This is a genomic window from Streptococcus sp. FSL W8-0197 (genome assembly GCF_037963785.1).
GTDB lineage: Bacteria > Bacillota > Bacilli > Lactobacillales > Streptococcaceae > Streptococcus > Streptococcus oralis_CQ.
In genome coordinates this window covers 1,803,119-1,824,866 of sequence record NZ_CP150168.1, presented here as the reverse complement: position 1 = coordinate 1,824,866, position 21,748 = coordinate 1,803,119, and the positions used below count along the sequence as shown (strand labels likewise).

At 43.9% G+C, this 21,748-nt stretch carries 15 protein-coding genes; 14 read left to right on the top strand and 1 reads right to left on the bottom strand.

Features of this window, described 5'->3' with window-relative positions; genetic code table 11:
- The 5 genes from NYE79_RS08885 to NYE79_RS08865 are packed head-to-tail and all read left to right on the top strand — an operon-like array spanning position 1 to position 4,114.
- Entirely contained in the window at positions 1-999 is a 999-nt protein-coding gene (locus NYE79_RS08885) for a uroporphyrinogen decarboxylase family protein (protein ID WP_216728595.1), read from the top strand.
- Between the two features lie 11 nt (positions 1,000-1,010).
- Entirely contained in the window at positions 1,011-1,889 is an 879-nt protein-coding gene (locus NYE79_RS08880; protein WP_216728594.1) for a transporter substrate-binding domain-containing protein, read from the top strand.
- Positions 1,890-1,921: 32 nt separating this feature from the next.
- Positions 1,922-2,614 (top strand): amino acid ABC transporter permease, encoded by a 693-nt coding sequence (locus tag NYE79_RS08875; RefSeq protein ID WP_216728593.1) that lies wholly within the window; start codon positions 1,922-1,924, stop codon positions 2,612-2,614.
- Positions 2,615-2,617: 3 nt separating this feature from the next.
- On the top strand, positions 2,618-3,340 hold the full coding sequence (locus NYE79_RS08870; protein ID WP_061416042.1) for an amino acid ABC transporter permease: 723 nt from the start codon (positions 2,618-2,620) through the stop codon (positions 3,338-3,340).
- A gap of 9 nt (positions 3,341-3,349) precedes the next feature.
- The gene (locus NYE79_RS08865; RefSeq protein WP_339293693.1) at positions 3,350-4,114 is read left to right on the top strand and encodes an amino acid ABC transporter ATP-binding protein; all 765 of its coding nucleotides are present in this window, start codon (positions 3,350-3,352) and stop codon (positions 4,112-4,114) included.
- A 201-nt stretch (positions 4,115-4,315) separates the two neighbouring features.
- On the opposite strand, the gene NYE79_RS08860 is transcribed toward NYE79_RS08865, so the two are convergent.
- Positions 4,316-8,032 (bottom strand): pullulanase, encoded by a 3,717-nt coding sequence (locus NYE79_RS08860; RefSeq protein WP_251464019.1) that lies wholly within the window; start codon positions 8,030-8,032, stop codon positions 4,316-4,318.
- Positions 8,033-8,473: 441 nt separating this feature from the next.
- Between NYE79_RS08860 and rpoB the strand changes: the two genes are divergently transcribed.
- The 9 genes from rpoB (at position 8,474) to recA (ending at position 21,689) form a co-directional block, all read left to right on the top strand.
- Positions 8,474-12,085: a DNA-directed RNA polymerase subunit beta gene (gene rpoB, locus NYE79_RS08855; protein ID WP_339293692.1), complete on the top strand. Its 3,612-nt coding sequence runs from the start codon at positions 8,474-8,476 to the stop codon at positions 12,083-12,085.
- A 32-nt stretch (positions 12,086-12,117) separates the two neighbouring features.
- A complete protein-coding gene (rpoC, locus tag NYE79_RS08850) occupies positions 12,118-15,783 on the top strand; it encodes a DNA-directed RNA polymerase subunit beta' (RefSeq protein ID WP_216728590.1) in 3,666 nt (1,221 codons plus the stop codon).
- A gap of 110 nt (positions 15,784-15,893) precedes the next feature.
- Positions 15,894-16,313 carry a nucleoside-diphosphate kinase gene (gene ndk / locus NYE79_RS08845; protein WP_216728589.1) on the top strand — a complete coding sequence of 140 codons (420 nt, stop codon included), beginning with the start codon at positions 15,894-15,896 and terminating at the stop codon, positions 16,311-16,313.
- Between the two features lie 134 nt (positions 16,314-16,447).
- Positions 16,448-17,071 carry a hypothetical protein gene (locus NYE79_RS08840; RefSeq protein WP_084881500.1) on the top strand — a complete coding sequence of 208 codons (624 nt, stop codon included), beginning with the start codon at positions 16,448-16,450 and terminating at the stop codon, positions 17,069-17,071.
- 83 nt (positions 17,072-17,154) lie between these two features.
- Entirely contained in the window at positions 17,155-17,598 is a 444-nt protein-coding gene (gene tsaE, locus NYE79_RS08835) for a tRNA (adenosine(37)-N6)-threonylcarbamoyltransferase complex ATPase subunit type 1 TsaE (protein ID WP_084881499.1), read from the top strand.
- Entirely contained in the window at positions 17,588-18,109 is a 522-nt protein-coding gene (locus tag NYE79_RS08830; RefSeq protein ID WP_125384749.1) for a GNAT family N-acetyltransferase, read from the top strand. Before tsaE ends, NYE79_RS08830 begins: the two co-directional genes overlap by 11 nt.
- A 4-nt stretch (positions 18,110-18,113) precedes the next feature.
- Complete coding sequence (locus NYE79_RS08825) at positions 18,114-19,154, top strand: LCP family protein (protein WP_125384748.1); 1,041 nt, start codon at positions 18,114-18,116, stop codon at positions 19,152-19,154.
- Between the two features lie 72 nt (positions 19,155-19,226).
- Positions 19,227-20,483 (top strand): competence/damage-inducible protein A, encoded by a 1,257-nt coding sequence (locus NYE79_RS08820; protein WP_000642671.1) that lies wholly within the window; start codon positions 19,227-19,229, stop codon positions 20,481-20,483.
- A 54-nt stretch (positions 20,484-20,537) separates the two neighbouring features.
- Complete coding sequence (recA, locus tag NYE79_RS08815; protein WP_001085520.1) at positions 20,538-21,689, top strand: recombinase RecA; 1,152 nt, start codon at positions 20,538-20,540, stop codon at positions 21,687-21,689.
- Positions 21,690-21,748: the final 59 nt, after the last annotated feature.

The following is a 21,748-nucleotide window of genomic DNA, read 5'->3' as shown; positions in this document are numbered from 1 at the left end:
ATGTCAGAAAAAAAAGAATGGGTTTTAAAAGCATTTAAAGGTGAAAAGGTTGATCGTGTGCCAGTTGGCTTTTGGCACCATTTCACATCCGAAGACGAATGGCTACACGGTTTCTCAAATCCAGTCATTATCGAGAAGAATATTGAGGGCCATAAGCGCTTTATCCGAGAAGTTCAGCCGGACTTTATCAAACTCATGAGTGATGGCTACTTTGCTTATCCAAATCCAGCGATTGCCAAAGGAAAATCACTTCAAGAATTGGCGACCATTCAACCACTCGGACCAGATCATGCTTGGATAAAAGAGCAGGTGGACTTGGTTAAGAAAATCAAGCAAGAATTTACAGAAGATATTGTTGCGATTTACAATATTTTTGCTCCTGTGACCTATCTCAAGTGGCTGCTTGGGGAAGTGTCTGGTGGCGATGACCTTATTGCAGACTTTCTGGTGGAAGATCCTGAAGCCCTTAAAAAGGTGTTGGATGTGATTGCAGAAGATATTGCGAGTCTCAGTCGAGCTGTCATCGAAGAGGCTGGTGCTGATGGAATCTATCTCAGCGTGCAGAGTATCCAAGATCAACGAGTGTCGGCAGCAGATTATCAAGCCGTCATTGCCCCTAGCGAGATAACGGTTCTGGAAGCAGCTAGTGCTGTTGGTGGCGTCACTGTTCTTCATATCTGTGGCTACGAGGGAGCGCGAAATGATATTCATCTTTTTGCAGACTACCCAGCCCAAGTCTTTAACTGGGCTGTAGGACCAGAGGGAATCACTCTCAAGGAAGGTCGTGAGATTTTCAAGGGACGTACGGTTCTTGGAGGATTCGAAAATGGTAAGACAGGCTTGCTGTATACTGGTAGCAAGGATGCCATTCAGGCTGAGGCAAAGAAACTAGTTGCAGAAGCTGGGGAACAGGGCTTGGTACTTGGGGCAGATTGTACCATTCCAAGTGATATCGCAGTTGAACGTATCCAGTGGGTGAGAGAAGCGCTTGAAAACTAAAGGAGAAAAAGATGAGTAAAAAAGCATGGATTATCGGTGGTGTAGCAGTGGTTGCAGTAATTGGGGCAACGATTATCGGGAGAAGTTTAGCTGGTGCTCCAGCCAAGGATGGAGAAATGGCTTCGTCTGCTGAAGTTATAACCTTGAAGGTTGCCCATACACAAAACTATGTACCTTATGACTTTGTCAATGAAAAAGGGGAATCAGATGGTTATGAGGTAGCTGTTTTGAAGGCTGTTGATGAGAAGTTGGCAAACTATCAATTTGAATATACGGGTACCAGTGATGATGACCTCTTGATTGGTCTGGAATCAGGTAAGTATGACATCGGAACCAAGGGAGCTTGGTACACAGATGAACGAGCTAAAAAGTTTGTCATTCCATCTGAACCAGTCGGAGCGAGCATCATCGGATTTACTGTCAGAAAAGAAGATGAACAGAAATACAAAACCATTGATGACTTTGCTAAGAATAAAGGGAAATTGGTTCCCATCTCTCCACAGAATGCTCAATGGAATGTTATCACCAGCTACAATGAAAAACATCAGGATGCACCGATTGAGCTAACAGCAGCTGAATCCTTTAAAGTGGCAGATGCCTATGCCTGGGTCTTAGAAGGACGTTATGACGCCTTCTTTGATATCAAACTGTCCTTTGAAAAAGCAGTTACCGCAGAAGATGGCCCTTACCACCAATATGCGGATAAACTCAGCTGGTTCCCATACAAGGGTATTCCAACTTATCCCTTGATTCACCGTGATGAAAAGGGTGAGCAATTCGCTAAAGAATATGAAAAAGCAATCAAAGAGTTGAAGGAAGATGGCACGCTTGCTAAGCTATCTCAGCAATACTTTAAAGAAGATGTCTTTAGTTACGTAGACAAAGACTAGACCAGAAATTCCAAGACTAGAAAGGGTTTTGCATGGTTTCTTATGATTTTTCCAAGGTCTTTCAGTTTTTGCCAACCTTATGGCAGGCACTTCCTATGACCTTGTTCATTCTCTTTTTTACCACTCTTCTTGGTTCCTTTTTTGGAGGTCTCTTGGCCTGGGCACAAGTAGGAGAAGACAAGAGTTTTGCAGCGATTTCCAAGGGCTATATCTTTACCCTTCGTTGTACACCACCGATTGTCTTGCTTTTTCTAGTCTTTTATGGCTTGCCAGAATTTCTGAAATGGTGGCTTGGTTTAGATATCAACAACTGGTCTAAAACTATTTTTGTTCTCCTGACGATGATTCTCCTGTTTGCAGCTATTGTTGCCGAGGTTTTCAAGGCGGCCTATCAAGCTATTCCAAAGGGGCAGACAGAGGCCGGGCTTAGTATTGGTTTGACTCCAAGTCAGACTTTTTGGAGAATCATTTTTCCCCAAGCTTTTCAAGTTGCTCTTCCCAATATAACGACTGCTATTCTCAATCTCATGCGGGATGCTGCCTTGGCTTATACGATTGGTTTCGTTGATGTTATGGGAGCGGGGAATCTCTTGATTAGTCGCAATTTAGGGAACTACTCTCTGGAAACCTATACGGCAGTTGCGCTTCTTTACTGGGGGATTGCCTTGATTATTTCTAGCTTGAGTCGTTTGCTTGAGAAGTCTTTGGAAACAAAAGGGAGGTAAGAAATGGATATAGACTATATTGTAAAGACCTTTCTGGAGACCTTGAAGGGTGTGCCAATCACCTTGATTATCATGATTGTGGCTATGGTCTTAAGCTTTTTACCAGCTCTATTTTTAGCCTTGGGGCAGATTTACAAGGTTCGAGGTGTGAGGAGTTTTTCTCTGGTCTATCTGGCCTTTATCCGAGCGACTCCTCCGATTTTATTGATTCTCTTCTTTTATAGTTTGTTTCCAAGTTTGCTGAATCAATTTTTCAAAAGCATAGGAAGTGACTTTGATATTTTCAAACTTGATCCTCTCTACTATGCCTTCATTATTTATAGTTTGATGACAGTCGGGAGTTTGTCGGAGATTTTGCGTTCAGCCATCTTGACGGTGGACAAGGGACAACTAGAGGCAGCGCATGCGATTGGGCTGACTACAACCCAGGCCTATCTAAGGATTGTTTTTCCTCAAGCCTTGCGCTCAGCCTTGCCTAACTTGGCCAATCTGGTGATCAATATCGTCAAGGGAACCTCCCTGGTCTTTGTTATGACCATCAAGGATATCACCGCTATTGCTCGTGTGGAAGCGTCCTACGGTTACCAGTATTTTGAGTCATATTTTGTGATCTTTTTGCAGTATATTTTGATCTGTGGTTTGATTCAGTGGGGCTTCTCTCTACTGGAAAAAGGCTATGTGAAAAAAGAAAAAAGTGCAAAAGCATCTAGTGCGCGTTTTGTATAGGAGGACAGGATGTTACAAGTAGAACATATCGCAAAAACATTTGGTGAGAGGCAGGTGCTGGAGGATGTCAATCTCCAGGTCAACCAAGGGGATGTCGTCGTTATCTTAGGGCCATCAGGTTCGGGGAAAACGACCTTTCTCCGTTGTCTCAACCACTTAGAAAAAGCTGATAGTGGCCGTTTGACCTTGGCAGGAAAAACCTATGACTTATCCAAATTGAACAAGAAAGACATTCTAGAAATTCGCCAAAAAACAGCCTTTGTTTTCCAGCACTACAATCTTTTTGCGAATAAAACTGCTCTGGAAAATATTCTAGAAGGCCTAATAGTGGCTCGTAAAGTTCCCAAGGAAGAAGCGCTCAAACGTGCAGAATCTGCCTTGGAAAAAGTTGGTTTACTGGCCTACAAAGACTACTACCCTTCACAACTATCTGGAGGGCAACAACAACGAATAGGAATTGCGCGTGCTATTGCCGTCAAACCCGAGGTCATTTTGCTAGATGAACCAACATCAGCACTAGACCCTGAGTTGGTTGGAGATGTTTTGGATGTTCTGAAACAGTTGGCGGGAGAAGGTGTGACCATGGTGGTCGTCACGCATGAGATGGGATTTGCTAGAGATGTCGCCAACCACGTTATTTTCATGGATGGAGGCCGTATCGTAGAGGAGAACAATCCCCACGATTTCTTTAGTCGTCCACAAGAAGAACGAACCAAGCAGTTCCTGGCTCGTATCTTATCAGACGCTAGCTATAGTGTAGAATATATGATTTGATAGCTAAGTGTATCATAAAAACAACACCCCATGACTAGAAGATTCTTCTAATCATAGGGTGTTTTTCTATAGGAGGGCTAGGTTATACTCTTCGAAAATCTCTTTAAACCTCGTCAGCTTCGCCTTATCTACAACCTCAAACCAGTGTTTTGAGCAGCCTGTGACTAGCTTCTTAGTTTACCCTTTGATTTTCATTGAGTGTTATTTCTTTCTCTTGTTCTTTATCAACCATCCAAGTCCGAGAAGGGCAAGGATGCTGAATCCAGCAAGGGCAAGGAGGGATTTGCTCTCAGTTCCTGTGTTTGGAAGGAGGTTCTGAGAGTGAGCCTCTGCAGCAGTTTCTTGAGTTTCAGGATTGGCTGCTAGGTTTTGAGCTTGACCTTGTTCTGGTTCGACTTCCAAGCTAGAAAGGTCAAATTCTGGTTTTTCTTCCACAGCTGGAGCGACAATGGCACCACCTTGAGACAAGCGGAGAACAACGGCAGTGAGAGCGTTCAATTTTAAGCCTTTTTCAGTCCATTCGAGACCTTGAGGGTTAGCGATTCCTACTGGTCCGGCTTGGTTTTCATCAGCGAGGACTTCAGCCTTTCTCAAGTGAGCAAATGCAGTTCCTAGAGTAAATTCACGAGCCTTATCATCCGCATTGACAAAGACAGCGTAGACATCACCGTTTGGAGCAGTGATTTGGTAGCCGATGGTCACATCTTCTTTTTCAACGCCATTTTGTCCTGGAACAGTAATGAGGTGGACGCGCTCTTTGATGTCTTGCAGACTCTTGAGTCGGAAAGCGTCTGTAGATTGACGAAGAGCGATCAGACCTTTCATGTAGTCACGGCTCTTGACATTTTCAGGATATGCTTTGCTATCTGTAGCTTTGGTCCAGTCAAACTTGTTGACAGCATCACTAGAGTCGTAAGAGTCATGGATAAAGTAAGGATAGACAAATGGCTTGCCGTCTTTGTCACGCAACAAGTGAGACTTGTTTGGAACCTTATCTTCAGGAACAGGAGTCTTATAGGCTGGATCAAGGAATTGTTTGGTACGTCCGTATTCTTGACCAGAGTGGATAAACGGAGTCCCTTGAGCAGTCAAGACCATGAGGTTTCCAAGTCGCAAACGACGATGAATCTCAGCGTAGTTTTCAGCCTTGCTAGGGTCTTTTTTGATAGATTGGGCAATGATGTCAAAGAGGGTCAAGTTATCATGGGCTGCGATATATTGGATAACATCTCCAGGATTGTCAGTCTCAAAGTTAGTTGGTTGGGCAGTGAGATTTTTAAAGATGGTATTGATATCGCGTTTGCCACCTGTGATAAAGGCAGGTTGACCTTCGTTTGGATAACCAGACTTGAGGTTGTTGCGGATGTCGTCTGAAAAGACAGCGACAGTATCTGTTTTCTTCATCCAATCTTGGTCAGCAGGTTGTACAGGCGTATTTTCATCACCAGTATAGGTTCTCCAGCCTTCACCTAACATGATAAGATTTGGATTGAGGGCGCGTGCAGCCTTGTAAGCTTCTTCGATAGAAGCCGCATCGTGGTCACCCATCATATCAAAGCGGAAACCATCTACTTTGTAGGTTTCAACCAGATACTTGATAGAGTCTACCAAGACACGTTTAGACATGTAGTGGGTAGTTCCCAAACGACCGCCACCGAAGCTAGTACGGGGAGTTCCGTCTGCGTCCATAAAGTGATAGTAGTTTGGCTCAATATCTTCAAAAATATCAACATTGGCAGTATGGTTGTAGACCACGTCCAGGATAGCCCCCATGCCACGTTTGTGGATTTCGTTGATGAGATTTTTGAATTCTGCGATACGTTTTTCTGGATCCTTAGGATCGCTTGAGTACATACCAGTCAAGGAGAAGTAGTTTTGAGGGTCATATCCCCAGTTGTAGTTGCTGTTGCTTGAAGCGTAGGCAGACAAACGTTCATGGTTTTTCAATTCATTGACAAAGTAGTAAGACAAGACTGGAAGGAGCTGGATGTGGGTAACACCCAAATCTTTGAGATAGTCTAATTTTTCGATAAAGGCTTCAAAAGTACCAAATGGCTTGGTCAAGTCTTTTGCGATGGCAGGATCTGAGGTGAAGTCACGAACATGGGCTTCATAGATGACAGCATCTTCGCGCGATTTGAAATTGCGAATCTTACCGTAGGTCAAGTCTTGTGGGCCTAGTTTAGATGGGTTCACAAAGGCAGCTTTAGCGACCTTATGAGCGGCATCTGTTTTTGCTAGGTCACTGTTCCAAGCCGCTAATGATTTGGCATAAGGGTCAAGAACGAGGACAGTTTTACCTTGGCGCTCGATCTGGTAGTGGTAGTAATAGCCAGTGTAGTTGCTGATACCGAGACCAGAGTTTGCATCCAGAGTTTGTTTCCAGGTTCCTTTTTCTCCTTTTTCAAGGGCGACAGTTCCAACTACTTTTTCAGGGTCTTTCTTGTCATAGACAACAACGGAAACCTTATCAGCACTTGGAGACCAGAGGGTGAGGTCAACACGCTTGCCATCTTCTTTTAGAGTTGCGCCGAGTGGACCATCGTAACTGTAGGATTCATCCTTGAGGCGCCAGCTTGAACGTGTGGTAAAGCGGTCTGAATTGTAGCTGACAGTGTAAGGGTGTTGAGTGTCAGAGAAGTCGCCGATGTAGGTCACTTTTTTACCTGCCTCATCCACTTCCACGTCTGTGATAGCTACTTTATTCCCTTGGTAATCAGTGATGCTGGAGTGTTTGAGGATATCATCTTTCTTAGCTCCAACGAGGGTAGAAAAACTGCTTTCGATACGAGATTTAGCCACGTGTTGGGCACCAGTCATACGGATATCGTGAACGTAGTAGGGGTTGGTGTAGATGGTTTCGTCATCATCTTTGAGGAAAATCTGACTGTGATTTTTTAGATCAGTGAATTTATAATCCTCTTTTCTGATTTTCACATCATCGCCTTTCTTGCTTTCGTCTAGTAATAAAAATCCAAATTCTCTTGCAGCTTCATTGAGTGGGATATCAATGTAACGGCCATATTTTCCAGTTGCTGTAAAGTCAGTACCGTCAGGCCATTCTCCACTGCTTGGGTTTTTAACATCGCCCCAATACCAGAGAGATTTTTTGTCATAGTTTCCATCGGTGCGGTAGTAGTTGACACGAATAGTTCCTGCTGGTTGAGGGCGGTAGTTGTATACCTTGTAGTTTTCATCTAGCCAGGCCTCATTCATTTTTGGAGAGAGGCGCTCTACAGAACGGTCTCCCGTCAGGTTATCCCCCTTGGTATTGTTGATGAGGAAGCTGACTTTCTTGGCTTGCTCATTTTTGAGTTTGACATCTAGGTAATAGCCGTAGTCATCTTGCTTGGCATCCTTGAAGGACTTGGCTCCATTGGGCCAGTTTTCAGACGGTTTTTCAACATCGTCCCAAGTCCAAAGACCTTGAGAATCTTTGTTCTCTTCAGGGAGTTTTTTTACATGGATACGGAAGTGGTTGTCTGCGATGGGTTCTTCAGAGGATGTGTCAGCTTGTGGTTTTTGTTCTGAAGTTGGCGTTGCAGTGCTGGCATCTACTTTCTCTTCCTTGCTGTTAGCCTGGCTTGTAGTAGCATCTTCTGTTTTAGGTGTTTCTAGTGCTGTAGTAGTTTCCACAGCTGGAGCTTCTTTTTTAGAATCAAGGGAAGCGTTTGCATTCTTTTGTTCAGAAATAGGCGTTTCCTTTTGAGTTTGACTCGTTTCAGTCTCAGTAGGGGCCTTGGTCACAGCGCTGGTATTTTCCTGAGTTTGAGGAAGGTTTTCATTGGCCGAAATAGTTGGCATTGCAGCAGAAAGCAGGACAATGCTGGCACCAATGAGGACAGAACCAGTTCCGTTCTTCAAGGAACGGATACCATAAATCATTTTTTTCTCAGTTTGAGATGGGATCTTTTTCATCACAATTCTCCTTGTGTAGTTGTTCCCTATCAGTATAGCACGAGGTAAACATTAGTGCAAGCGTTTTCCCAACTTTTAAGAGAAAATATAATGTTTCATTTTCTTGAAATTTTAAAATAATATATAGGAAAAGATTGTTTAAAAAATAGTAAAAAAACCTTGAAAAATCTAGCTAAATAAGGTATAATATGAGTAATCATTTGTCGTAGGTTTTGTCTGAAATATTGTCCAGACAAGGCTCACAGCAGTTAAATCTTCTGGAAAAGTCAGATTTAGCTGCTCTTTTTGTGCTTTTTTTCAGGTTTTTGAGTGCTTGTAACAAAGATTTAAAGATTCTGAAAATTGATCAAAGGGACACGGTGATAGGGGTTTTACAACCATATGACGATTAGAAAAGCCTGATTGACAAGGCTTGGAATTTATTTACAAAGGAGAATCATCTTGGCAGGACATGACGTTCAATACGGGAAACATCGTACCCGTCGTAGTTTTTCAAGAATCAAAGAAGTTCTTGACTTACCAAATTTGATTGAAATTCAAACGGATTCATTCAAAGATTTCCTAGATCACGGTCTTAAGGAAGTATTTGAAGATGTATTGCCAATTTCAAACTTCACAGACACAATGGAGTTGGAATTTGTTGGCTATGAAATCAAGGAACCAAAATACACGCTCGAAGAAGCACGTATCCACGATGCTAGCTACTCAGCACCCATTTTTGTAACCTTCCGCTTGATCAATAAAGAAACAGGCGAAATCAAGACCCAAGAAGTCTTCTTTGGTGATTTCCCAATCATGACCGAAATGGGTACTTTCATCATCAATGGTGGTGAACGTATTATCGTTTCTCAGTTGGTCCGCTCACCAGGTGTTTACTTTAACGACAAAGTAGACAAGAATGGTAAAGTGGGTTACGGTTCTACTGTTATCCCTAACCGTGGAGCTTGGTTGGAACTGGAAAGCGACTCAAAAGACATCGCTTATACTCGTATCGACCGTACTCGTAAGATTCCATTTACAACCTTGGTTCGTGCGCTTGGTTTCTCAGGTGATGATGAAATCTTTGATATCTTTGGTGATAGCGAATTGGTTCGCAACACCGTTGAAAAAGATATTCACAAGAATCCAATGGACTCTCGTACAGACGAAGCCTTGAAAGAAATCTACGAACGCCTTCGTCCAGGTGAACCTAAGACTGCTGAAAGCTCACGTAGCTTGCTTGTAGCACGTTTCTTTGATCCACGTCGCTACGATTTGGCAGCTGTTGGTCGTTACAAGATCAATAAAAAACTCAACGTTAAAACACGCTTGCTCAACCAAACCATTGCGGAGCCATTGGTAGACCCTGAAACTGGTGAAATCTTGGTAGAAGCTGGTACCGTTATGACTCGTAGCGTGATTGAAAGTATCGAGAGTCATTTGGATGGCGACTTGAACAAGATCGTTTATATTCCAAACGATGCAGCTGTTCTGACAGAACCAGTTGTCCTTCAAAAATTCAAGGTTGTTGCCCCAACAGACTCAGACCGTGTTGTAACCATCATCGGAAATGCCAATCCAGACGACAAGGTTCGTGTTGTAACTCCTGCGGATATCCTTGCAGAGATGAGCTACTTCCTTAACTTGGCAGAAGGTATCGGACGTGTGGATGATATCGACCACCTTGGGAACCGTCGTATCCGTGCAGTTGGTGAATTGCTTGCTAACCAAGTACGTCTTGGACTTTCTCGTATGGAACGTAATGTCCGTGAACGTATGTCTGTTCAGGACAATGAAGTTTTAACACCACAACAAATTATCAACATCCGTCCTGTAACAGCTGCGGTTAAAGAATTCTTTGGTTCATCACAGTTGTCACAGTTCATGGACCAACACAACCCGCTTTCTGAGTTGTCTCACAAACGTCGTTTGTCAGCCTTGGGACCTGGTGGTTTGACTCGTGACCGTGCTGGATATGAAGTCCGTGACGTGCACTATACTCACTATGGTCGTATGTGTCCAATCGAGACACCTGAAGGACCTAACATCGGTTTGATCAATAACTTGTCATCTTACGGGCACTTGAACAAGTATGGTTTTGTTCAAACACCATACCGTAAGGTTGACCGTGAAACTGGTGTAGTCACAAACGAAATCGTTTGGTTGACAGCCGATGAAGAAGATGAATTTACTGTAGCGCAGGCTAACTCTCGTCTTAACGAGGACGGTACCTTTGCTGAGAAAGTTGTCATGGGACGTCATCAAGGGGTCAACCAGGAGTATCCAGCTAATGTTGTTGACTACATGGACGTATCACCAAAACAGGTAGTTGCCGTTGCGACTGCATGTATTCCTTTCTTGGAAAACGATGACTCCAACCGTGCTCTCATGGGTGCCAACATGCAACGTCAGGCTGTGCCTTTGATTGATCCAAAAGCTCCTTACGTTGGTACTGGTATGGAATACCAAGCAGCTCATGACTCTGGTGCTGCTGTTATTGCTCAGTATGATGGTAAAGTTACTTACGCAGATGCTGACAAGGTAGAAGTTCGTCGTGAAGATGGTTCACTAGATGTTTACCACATCCAAAAATTCCGTCGTTCAAACTCAGGTACTGCCTACAACCAACGCACTCTCGTTAAAGTTGGCGATGTCGTTGAAAAAGGCGACTTTATCGCTGACGGACCTTCTATGGAAAAAGGGGAAATGGCGCTTGGACAAAATCCAATCGTTGCCTACATGACATGGGAAGGTTACAACTTCGAGGATGCCGTTATCATGAGCGAACGCTTGGTCAAAGACGATGTCTACACATCTGTCCACCTCGAAGAATATGAATCAGAAACGCGCGATACAAAGCTTGGGCCTGAAGAAATTACTCGTGAAATTCCAAACGTTGGTGAAGATGCTCTTAAAGACCTTGACGAAATGGGGATTATCCGTATCGGTGCTGAGGTTAAAGAAGGAGATATTCTTGTAGGTAAAGTCACACCTAAAGGTGAGAAAGACCTCTCAGCCGAAGAACGTCTCTTGCACGCTATCTTCGGAGACAAGTCTCGTGAAGTACGTGATACCTCGCTTCGTGTACCACACGGTGCCGATGGTGTTGTTCGTGATGTTAAAATCTTTACACGTGCAAATGGAGATGAGTTGCAATCAGGTGTTAACATGCTGGTTCGCGTCTACATCGCTCAAAAACGTAAGATCAAGGTCGGAGATAAGATGGCCGGACGTCACGGAAACAAAGGGGTTGTCTCTCGTATCGTTCCTGTAGAAGACATGCCTTACCTTCCAGATGGAACTCCAGTCGATATCATGTTGAACCCACTTGGGGTGCCATCACGTATGAATATCGGTCAGGTTATGGAACTCCACCTTGGTATGGCAGCTCGTACTCTTGGTATCCACATCGCAACACCAGTCTTTGACGGAGCAAGTTCTGAAGACCTTTGGGACACTGTCAAAGAAGCAGGGATGGATAGCGATGCCAAGACAATCCTTTACGATGGACGTACAGGTGAGCCATTTGACAATCGTGTATCAGTTGGTGTCATGTACATGATCAAACTCCACCACATGGTTGACGATAAATTGCACGCGCGTTCAGTCGGACCTTACTCAACCGTTACTCAACAGCCACTCGGAGGTAAAGCTCAGTTTGGTGGACAACGTTTCGGTGAGATGGAGGTTTGGGCTCTTGAAGCCTACGGTGCGTCAAATGTCCTTCAAGAAATCTTGACCTACAAGTCTGACGATATCAACGGACGTTTGAAAGCTTATGAAGCCATTACAAAAGGAAAACCAATTCCAAAACCAGGTGTTCCAGAATCCTTCCGAGTTCTTGTCAAAGAATTGCAATCTCTTGGTCTTGACATGCGTGTCCTTGACGAAGATGACCAAGAAGTGGAACTTCGCGACTTGGATGAAGGAATGGACGAAGATGTCATCCACGTAGATGACCTTGAAAAAGCCCGCGAAAAAGCAGCCCAAGAGGCTAAAGCAGCCTTTGAAGCTGAAGAAGCTGAGAAAGCAACAAAAGCGGAAGCAACAGAAGAAGCTGCTGAACAAGAATAGGCAGTTCACTTAGAATAGAAAGGGAAGAAATAGTGGTTGATGTAAATCGTTTTAAAAGTATGCAAATCACCCTAGCTTCTCCAAGCAAAGTCCGTTCATGGTCTTATGGAGAAGTCAAGAAACCTGAAACAATCAATTACCGTACCTTGAAACCAGAACGTGAAGGACTCTTTGACGAAGTCATCTTTGGTCCTACAAAAGACTGGGAATGTGCTTGTGGTAAGTACAAACGCATTCGTTACAGAGGGATTGTTTGTGACCGCTGTGGGGTTGAAGTAACGCGTACGAAAGTTCGTCGTGAGCGTATGGGGCACATCGAGTTGAAGGCTCCTGTATCTCACATCTGGTACTTCAAGGGGATTCCAAGCCGTATGGGCTTGACCCTTGATATGAGTCCTCGTGCCCTCGAGGAAGTTATCTACTTTGCGGCTTACGTGGTGATTGATCCTAAGGATACACCACTTGAGCACAAGTCTATCATGACAGAGCGCGAATACCGTGAGCGCTTGCGTGAGTATGGTTATGGATCATTCGTTGCCAAGATGGGTGCCGAAGCCATCCAAGACCTTTTGAAACAAGTAGATCTTGAAAAAGAAATTGCTGAACTCAAAGAAGAGTTGAAAACAGCTACTGGACAAAAACGTGTCAAAGCCATCCGCCGTTTGGATGTTTTGGATGCCTTTTACAAGTCTGGAAACAAACCTGAATGGATGGTTCTCAACATCCTTCCGGTTATTCCACCAGATCTTCGTCCAATGTTGCAGTTGGATGGTGGCCGCTTTGCCTCATCTGACTTGAATGACCTTTATCGCCGTGTTATCAACCGTAACAACCGTTTGGCTCGTTTGCTTGAGTTGAATGCACCAGGTATCATCGTTCAAAATGAGAAGCGTATGCTTCAAGAAGCGGTTGACGCTTTGATTGACAATGGTCGTCGTGGTCGCCCGATCACAGGACCAGGTAGCCGTCCGCTTAAATCATTGAGCCACATGCTTAAAGGGAAACAAGGACGCTTCCGTCAAAACTTGCTCGGTAAACGTGTTGACTTCTCAGGACGTTCCGTTATCGCCGTTGGTCCAACGCTTAAGATGTACCAATGTGGTGTGCCACGCGAAATGGCGATTGAGCTCTTTAAACCATTCGTCATGCGTGAAATCGTTGCGCGTGACATCGTGCAAAACGTGAAAGCAGCAAAACGCTTGGTAGAACGCGGAGACGAACGTATCTGGGATATCCTCGAAGAAGTGATTAAAGAACACCCAGTGCTTTTGAACCGCGCACCGACCCTTCACCGTTTGGGTATCCAAGCCTTCGAGCCAGTCTTGATTGATGGTAAGGCCCTTCGCTTGCACCCACTTGTCTGTGAAGCCTACAATGCCGACTTTGACGGGGACCAAATGGCCATCCACGTACCACTTTCAGAAGAAGCTCAAGCAGAAGCTCGTATCCTTATGCTTGCTGCTGAGCATATCTTGAACCCGAAAGATGGTAAACCAGTTGTTACTCCTTCTCAGGACATGGTTTTGGGTAATTACTACTTGACCATGGAAGAAGATGGTCGTGAAGGGGAAGGAATGGTCTTCAAAGACCGTGACGAAGCGGTTATGGCTTATCGTAATGGTTATGTTCACCTCCACTCACGTGTTGGTATTGCAACAGACAGCCTCAACAAACCTTGGACTGAAGAACAAAAACACAAGGTCTTGCTGACAACAGTTGGTAAAATCCTCTTCAATGACATCATGCCAGAGGGTCTGCCTTACTTACAAGAACCTACAAATGCTAACTTAACAGAAGGTGTTCCAGCTAAGTACTTCTTGCCACTAGGTGGAGATATCAAGGAAGCTATTCGCAATCTTGAACTCAACCCTCCATTCAAGAAGAAAAATCTTGGGAATATCATCGCTGAAATCTTCAAACGTTTCCGTACGACAGAAACTTCTGCCCTACTTGACCGCATGAAGAACCTCGGTTATCACCACTCAACTCTTGCAGGTTTGACAGTGGGTATTGCCGATATCCCAGTTGTTGAAGACAAGGCTGAAATCATCGAAGAATCACACAAACGTGTAGAACAAATCACCAAACAATTCCGTCGTGGTATGATTACGGACGATGAGCGCTACAACGCTGTTACAGCTGAATGGCGTGCAGCTCGTGAAAAATTGGAGAAACGTTTGGTTGCCAACCAAGATCCTAAGAACCCAATCGTTATGATGATGGACTCTGGAGCCCGTGGTAACATCTCAAACTTCTCACAGCTTGCCGGTATGCGTGGTCTGATGGCCGCTCCGAACGGACGTATCATGGAATTGCCAATCCTTTCAAACTTCCGCGAAGGTTTGTCAGTACTCGAAATGTTCTTCTCAACTCACGGTGCCCGTAAAGGTATGACCGATACGGCCCTTAAGACAGCCGACTCAGGTTACTTGACTCGTCGTTTGGTTGACGTTGCCCAAGATGTGATCATCCGTGAGGACGACTGTGGAACAGACCGTGGTCTCTTGATTCGTTCTATCGCAGAAGGAAAAGAGATGATCGAGTCTCTCGAAGAACGCCTCAACGGTCGTTACACTAAGAAAACTGTTAAACATCCAGAAACTGGTGCAGTGATCATCGGTCCAAATGAGTTGATTACAGAAGACAAGGCGCGTGAAATTGTCAATGCTGGTGTGGAAGAAGTGACTATCCGTTCCGTATTTACATGTAACACTCGTCATGGTGTCTGCCGTCACTGTTACGGTATCAACTTGGCGACTGGTGATGCGGTTGAAGTTGGTGAAGCAGTTGGTACAATCGCTGCCCAATCTATCGGGGAACCTGGTACACAGCTTACAATGCGTACCTTCCACACGGGTGGGGTTGCCTCAAATACCGATATCACTCAGGGTCTTCCTCGTGTCCAAGAAATCTTTGAAGCCCGCAATCCTAAAGGGGAAGCGGTCATCACAGAGGTCAAAGGACAAGTTACAGCTATCGAAGAAGACGCGTCAACTCGTACTAAGAAAGTCTTCGTTAAGGGTGAAACTGGTGAAGGTGAATACGTGGTGCCATTTACAGCCCGTATGCGTGTCGAAGTTGGAGACCAAGTCTCTCGCGGTGCAGCATTGACAGAAGGTTCTATCCAACCGAAACGTCTCCTTGCTGTTCGTGATGTCTTGTCAGTTGAAACTTACCTTCTTGGTGAAGTACAAAAAGTTTACCGTAGCCAAGGGGTAGAAATCGGTGACAAGCACATCGAGGTAATGGTTCGTCAAATGATCCGTAAAGTTCGTGTCATGGATCCAGGTGACACAGATCTTCTCATGGGTACCCTCATGGACATCAACGACTTTACAGATGCCAACAAGGATGTTCTTATCGCAGGTGGAGTTCCAGCGACAGGTCGTCCAGTTCTTATGGGAATTACCAAAGCCTCACTTGAAACCAACAGTTTCTTGTCAGCGGCTTCCTTCCAGGAGACAACTCGTGTCCTTACAGATGCGGCCATCCGTGGTAAGAAAGATCATCTCCTTGGACTCAAGGAGAATGTTATCATTGGTAAGATCATCCCAGCAGGTACTGGTATGGCTCGCTACCGTAACCTTGAACCACAAGCTATCAATGAAGCAGAATATCTGGCTCCAGAACAAGAAGGGACAGAAAATGCTCCAGTAGAAGAAGCTGTAGAAATCCAAGTTGAAGAAACAGTAGAATAAAAGCAAACAAGAGAACCTTTGGGTTCTCTTTGTTTCATTTCAGAAAATTTTCCCACTTTTTCATAAAGTGTGGTAGAATAGAAGAACTAAAATGCCAAGGAGGTGTCCGTATGGAACAAACATTCTTTATCATTAAGCCAGATGGTGTGAAAAGAGGGCTGGTTGGCGAAATTCTGCAAAGAATGGAACAACGAGGTTTCAAACTCGAAAAATTAGAGTTACGTTCAGCAGTTTCAGAAGCTTTGATTGATCAACACTATCAAGACTTGGTTGAAAAAAGTTTTTATCCTCCTATCCGTCAGTTTATGACTTCAGGACCGGTAGTGGTGGGCATTCTATCAGGACCGAAAGTGATTGAAACTTGGCGGACCATGATGGGTGCTACTCGTCCAGAAGAAGCTCTGCCAGGAACTGTCCGAGGAGATTTTGCCAAGGCTGCAGGAGACAATCAAGCCATTCAAAATGTAGTTCATGGCTCCGATTCTGAAGCTTCTGCAAAACGTGAAATTGCTCTCTGGTTTAAGGATTAGACTGGTAAAAGAACAGTTCTGTACACAACAGAGCTGTTTTTTGGTCAGTTGAGCACAAAAAAAGGACACTTGAGGCGGTAACGATCATTTCAAACTCCTCACAAGGTATAATCCCATATAGGGAGGGAAAAGAAATGGTAAAATCAATTCGCCTATTGTTACTGATTGCAGTCGTCCAGATTAGTTTTAGTAGTTGTCTATTATGGAAAGAATCCTTTTTATCTTTAAAACAGACCAATGCTTATTTTTTAATTTTAATAGTAGGAATTTCTGTTTTGTGCGCTGGGATAAATTATTTCCATACAGCAGACCAGTCTAGACATAGTATTTTACATGTTCAAAAGAAAGTGAGTCTTGTTTATTGCCTCCTTTTAGTAGTCAATCTTCTGGCAACCTGTCTGGTTCTCTCAGAAAGCATCCAAACCACTAGCAAATTGCAGCAGGAATTGGTTGACCTCTTTTTACCCTCCTTCTTTTTCTTGCTAGGAGTAGATCTATTGATTTTCTTACCTTTTGATAAAATTTTTCGCGATATAGAAAATCACCTAAATAAAAAGAAAACAGTCGTCATTTCCGTTCTAGCTACGATAGTTTTCTTGAGGAACCCCATAGTGATTTCCTCGATTCTTCTTTATATCAGTGTTGGTTTTCTATGCGCACGTTTCCTTTTTCCCAAATGTATCCAAAGGGAAATCTCCTTTTATGGACACCTGATTCGGGATATCATGTTTGTTTTTTCAATAGTTGTATTCTTTTAAGTAGAGGAGAATTTTTCAAAATTGTTATAGTAAGTTCATAAAGAAAATTCACACAAAAGAAAACTTTTTGGTATAATAGTAGCATGCGCACAAAAAATGAAGAAGAGCTTCTAGCTCTCGGAGAAAGATTAGGTCATTTGCTTCAAAAAGACGATGTTCTGATCTTGACTGGAGAGTTGGGAGCGGGTAAAACAACCTTTACAAAAGGCCTTGCTAAGGGCTTGGATATCCGTCAAATGATTAAAAGTCCAACCTATACCATTGTCAGAGAGTACGAAGGGCGTTTGCCACTTTACCACTTGGATGTCTACCGTATCGAAGGTGATGCTGATTCTATTGACTTGGATGAGTTTCTCTTCGGTGGTGGTGTGACTGTTATTGAGTGGGGGCATCTTTTGGGTGAAGATTTACCAGATTCTTACTTGGAGTTGGAAATTTTGAAAGAAGCTGAGGGTCGTTGTCTTCATTTTACGGCTCATGGCTCTCGGGCTGAACAACTCATCAAGGAGCTTCAAGATGGAGTATGAGTTGTGTATTCGTGAGGCAGAGATTTCAGATGCTACAGCCTTAATTGCATTTTTAGATTGTGTCGGTCAAGAGACAGATTTTACCAGCTTGGATGAAAATGGTATTATGATGACAGCTTCTGAAATGGCTCTTTTTATCGAAAAACAAGCTGCATCAGAGAATCAAATTACTCTCCTCGCCTTACTGAATGATGAGATTGCAGGAGTTTTAAATATCACAGCGGACCAACATTTAAGAGTTCGACATATCGGTGATGTTTTTCTAGCAGTTCGAAAGAAATTCTGGAACCAAGGCTTGGCGACTATACTTCTAGAAGAAGGCATCGAGTGGGCTAAAGTCAGTGGCGTCTTGCGCCGTTTGCAACTTAGTGTACAAAAACGAAACGAGGCTGCGATCCACCTCTATTCAAAAATGGGATTTATAACAGAAGGCTTGCAAGAAAGAGGAGCCTATTTAGCAGAAGGGACATTTTTAGATGTTTGCCTTATGGGCAGACTGATAGATGAATAACGAGATGATCAAAAAATTAATTGGAATGGTGCTAGGTTTCCTAGCAGTAACAGTTTTAGGTGTAGCGGTTTATGGCTATACCATCTACCAACAGGGAACAGAAACCCTAAGTAAAAAGACTTACAAAAAAATCGGGGAAGAAACCAACGTTATCGAAGCGACGGAGCCTCTGACCATCCTTTTGATGGGTGTAGATACGGGAAATGTGGAACGTACAGACCCGTGGGCGGGAAATAGTGATTCCATGATTCTCTTGACGGTTAATCCTAAAACAAAGAAAACCACAATGATGAGTTTGGAACGGGATATTTTGACCAAGATTGAGACTGGAAACGGTCAAATTCAGGAAGCTAAACTCAATGCGGCCTATGCTAATGGTGGTGCGGAACTTGCAATTTCTACTATTCAAAAGATGATGAATATCCACATTGACCGCTATGTCATGGTTAACATGCAGGGACTTCAACAATTGGTGGATGCAGTTGGTGGGATCACCGTCAACAATACACTCGGTTTCCCAATTTCGATTGCTGACCAAGAGGAGTTTAATAAGATTTCTATCGGTGTTGGAGAACAAACCTTGAATGGGGAGGAAGCTCTGGTGTATTCACGGATGCGTTACCAAGACCCAGAGGGAGACTATGGTCGTCAAAAACGTCAACGTGAAGTTATTCAAAAGATCGTTGAGAAGGTTTTGAGCCTAAACAGTGTGAGTCATTATCAAGGTATCCTCAAAGCTTTGAGTGATAACATGCAGACCAATGTGGACTTGTCAGCTAAGAGCATTCCACAATTGCTCGGCTATCAAGATTCCTTCAAGAATATCGAAACGCATCAATTGCGTGGGGAAGATGCTGAGCTACAGGGAATTTCTTATCAGATTGTCACTTCAGAACATATGCTCGAAATGCAAAATCTCTTGCGTAGTTCGCTAGGTAAAGAGCCAGTGACAGAATTGGAAACCAATGCGGTACTGTACGAAACAGCCTTTGGTCGGACAGCACCTTCAACCAGTACGAACGCTTCAAACGAAGAAGCAGAATAAGAAAAGAATCAAATCGTGGGAAATTTCCTGCGATTTTTTCAAAAAAATTCGAATAGATAAGTAGGAGGAAACATGAAAGCAGAAATTATTGCTGTTGGAACAGAAATTTTAACAGGGCAGATTGTCAATACCAATGCTCAGTTTTTATCAGAGAAACTAGCCGAAATCGGGGTAGATGTCTACTTCCAAACAGCTGTTGGAGATAATGAAGCTCGTCTTTTGTCCTTGCTTGAGATTGCGAGTCAACGTAGTAATCTTGTGATTTTGACAGGGGGCTTGGGACCAACCGAGGATGATTTGACCAAACAAACCCTGGCAAAATTTTTGGGAAAAGATCTAGTGTTTGACCCTCAAGCGCAAGAGAAACTGGATATTTTCTTTGCTCATAGACCTGACTATGCTCGGACACCGAATAATGAGCGCCAAGCCCAAATTGTAGAAGGGGCGACTCCACTGCCAAATGAGACAGGTTTAGCAGTAGGAGGGGTGTCGGAAGTGGATGGCGTGACCTACGTGGTCCTCCCAGGACCACCTAGTGAATTGAAACCTATGGTCTTAAATCAACTCTTACCCAAGTTAATGACTGGTGCTAAGCTCTACTCACGAGTGCTCCGTTTCTTTGGAATTGGTGAGAGTCAGTTGGTGACCATTTTGGCGGATTTGATTGACCATCAAACCGATCCGACCTTGGCGCCGTATGCCAAGACGGGAGAAGTGACCTTGCGTTTGTCTACAAAAGCAGTTAGTCAAGAAAGGGCTGATCAAGCACTGGATATCTTAGAAAATCAAATCTTGAGTCGCCAAACTTTCGAGGGAATTTCTCTACGAGACATCTGTTATGGATATGGGGAAGAAACCAGTCTCGCAAGTGTCGTTGTAGAAGAGCTAAAGAAGAGACAGAAAAGAATTACTGCGGCAGAAAGCTTGACGGCAGGTCTCTTTCAAGCAACATTAGCAGACTTTTCGGGCGTTTCAGCAATCTTTAATGGCGGTTTTGTCACTTACAGCCTAGAAGAAAAGTCTAAGATGTTGGATATTTACGAGCAAGAGCTAAAAGAACACGGGGTCGTTTCTGAGTTTACGGCTCGAAAAATGGCAGAGCAGGCACGGATCAAGACTCAGTCTGATTATGGTGTCAGTCTGACAGGTGTAGCTGGGCCAGATAGCCTAGAGGGTCATCCAGCTGGTACAGTTTTTATTGGACTGGCACATGCCAAAGGGACAGAGGTGATCAAGGCCAATATAGCAGGACGGAGTCGAGCAGATGTTCGACATATTGCGGTCATGCATGCCTTTAACCTAGTTCGCAAGGCTTTATTAAGTGACTAAATTTTGGTATAATGAAAGATAGGTCTAAGGACCAGTAGAATATAGGAGAACAAAATGGCGAAAAAACCAACAAAAAAATTAGATGAAATTGGGAAAAAATTTGGAGCTGACCGTGAAAAAGCATTGAACGATGCTCTTAAATTGATCGAAAAAGACTTTGGTAAAGGCTCGATCATGCGCTTGGGTGAGCGCGCGGAGCAAAAAGTTCAAGTGATGAGCTCAGGCTCATTGGCTCTGGATATTGCTCTTGGTTCAGGTGGTTATCCTAAAGGACGTATCATCGAAATCTATGGACCAGAATCATCTGGTAAGACAACGGTTGCCCTTCACGCTGTTGCGCAAGCACAAAAAGAAGGCGGTATCGCTGCCTTTATCGATGCGGAACATGCTCTTGACCCAGCCTATGCCGCAGCCCTCGGTGTGAACATTGACGAATTGCTCTTGTCACAACCAGACTCAGGAGAGCAAGGTCTTGAAATTGCTGGAAAATTGATTGACTCAGGTGCAGTTGACCTTGTCGTTATCGACTCGGTTGCGGCCCTTGTACCTCGTGCGGAAATTGATGGGGATATTGGAGACAGTCACGTTGGTTTGCAGGCTCGAATGATGAGCCAGGCTATGCGTAAACTCGGTGCTTCTATCAATAAAACCAAGACAATTGCCATCTTTATCAACCAATTGCGTGAAAAAGTTGGGGTCATGTTTGGAAATCCAGAAACAACACCTGGTGGACGTGCTTTGAAATTCTACGCTTCAGTCCGTTTGGATGTTCGTGGAAGCACGCAAATCAAGGGAACTGGTGACCAAAAAGATACCAATGTCGGTAAGGAAACTAAGATCAAGGTCGTGAAAAACAAGGTGGCTCCACCATTTAAGGAAGCCTTTGTTGAAATCATGTACGGAGAAGGGATTTCTAAGACTGGAGAGCTCTTGAAGATCGCAAGTGATCTCGATATCATCCAAAAAGCGGGAGCATGGTACTCTTACAAGGGTGAAAAAATCGGACAAGGATCTGAAAATGCTAAGAAATACTTGGCGGATCACCCAGAAATCTTTGATGCCATTGACCACCAAGTCCGTGTTCAATATGGTTTGATTGAAGATGAAGAAAGAACAACTCCTACCTCTGTTGCAGAAGATCTAGCACCTAACCAAGAAGTAACACTTGACCTAGGCGACGGACTCGAAATCGAAATTGAAGATTAAAAATAAAAGCGGAGAAGTCCTTCTCTGCTTTTTATGTTTAATTATTAAGTCTCCATAGC

Bases quoted from the DNA above. Each gene is read 5' to 3' on its own strand.
- NYE79_RS08885 (WP_216728595.1), top strand. From the start codon at position 1: ATGTCAGAAAAAAAAGAATGGGTTTTAAAAGCATTTAAAGGTGAAAAG.
- NYE79_RS08880 (WP_216728594.1), top strand. From the start codon at position 1,011: ATGAGTAAAAAAGCATGGATTATCGGTGGTGTAGCAGTGGTTGCAGTA.
- NYE79_RS08875 (WP_216728593.1), top strand. From the start codon at position 1,922: ATGGTTTCTTATGATTTTTCCAAGGTCTTTCAGTTTTTGCCAACCTTA.
- NYE79_RS08870 (WP_061416042.1), top strand. From the start codon at position 2,618: ATGGATATAGACTATATTGTAAAGACCTTTCTGGAGACCTTGAAGGGT.
- NYE79_RS08865 (WP_339293693.1), top strand. From the start codon at position 3,350: ATGTTACAAGTAGAACATATCGCAAAAACATTTGGTGAGAGGCAGGTG.
- NYE79_RS08860 (WP_251464019.1), bottom strand. From the start codon at position 8,032: ATGAAAAAGATCCCATCTCAAACTGAGAAAAAAATGATTTATGGTATC.
- ndk (WP_216728589.1), top strand. From the start codon at position 15,894: ATGGAACAAACATTCTTTATCATTAAGCCAGATGGTGTGAAAAGAGGG.
- NYE79_RS08840 (WP_084881500.1), top strand. From the start codon at position 16,448: ATGGTAAAATCAATTCGCCTATTGTTACTGATTGCAGTCGTCCAGATT.
- tsaE (WP_084881499.1), top strand. From the start codon at position 17,155: ATGCGCACAAAAAATGAAGAAGAGCTTCTAGCTCTCGGAGAAAGATTA.
- NYE79_RS08830 (WP_125384749.1), top strand. From the start codon at position 17,588: ATGGAGTATGAGTTGTGTATTCGTGAGGCAGAGATTTCAGATGCTACA.
- NYE79_RS08825 (WP_125384748.1), top strand. From the start codon at position 18,114: ATGATCAAAAAATTAATTGGAATGGTGCTAGGTTTCCTAGCAGTAACA.
- NYE79_RS08820 (WP_000642671.1), top strand. From the start codon at position 19,227: ATGAAAGCAGAAATTATTGCTGTTGGAACAGAAATTTTAACAGGGCAG.
- recA (WP_001085520.1), top strand. From the start codon at position 20,538: ATGGCGAAAAAACCAACAAAAAAATTAGATGAAATTGGGAAAAAATTT.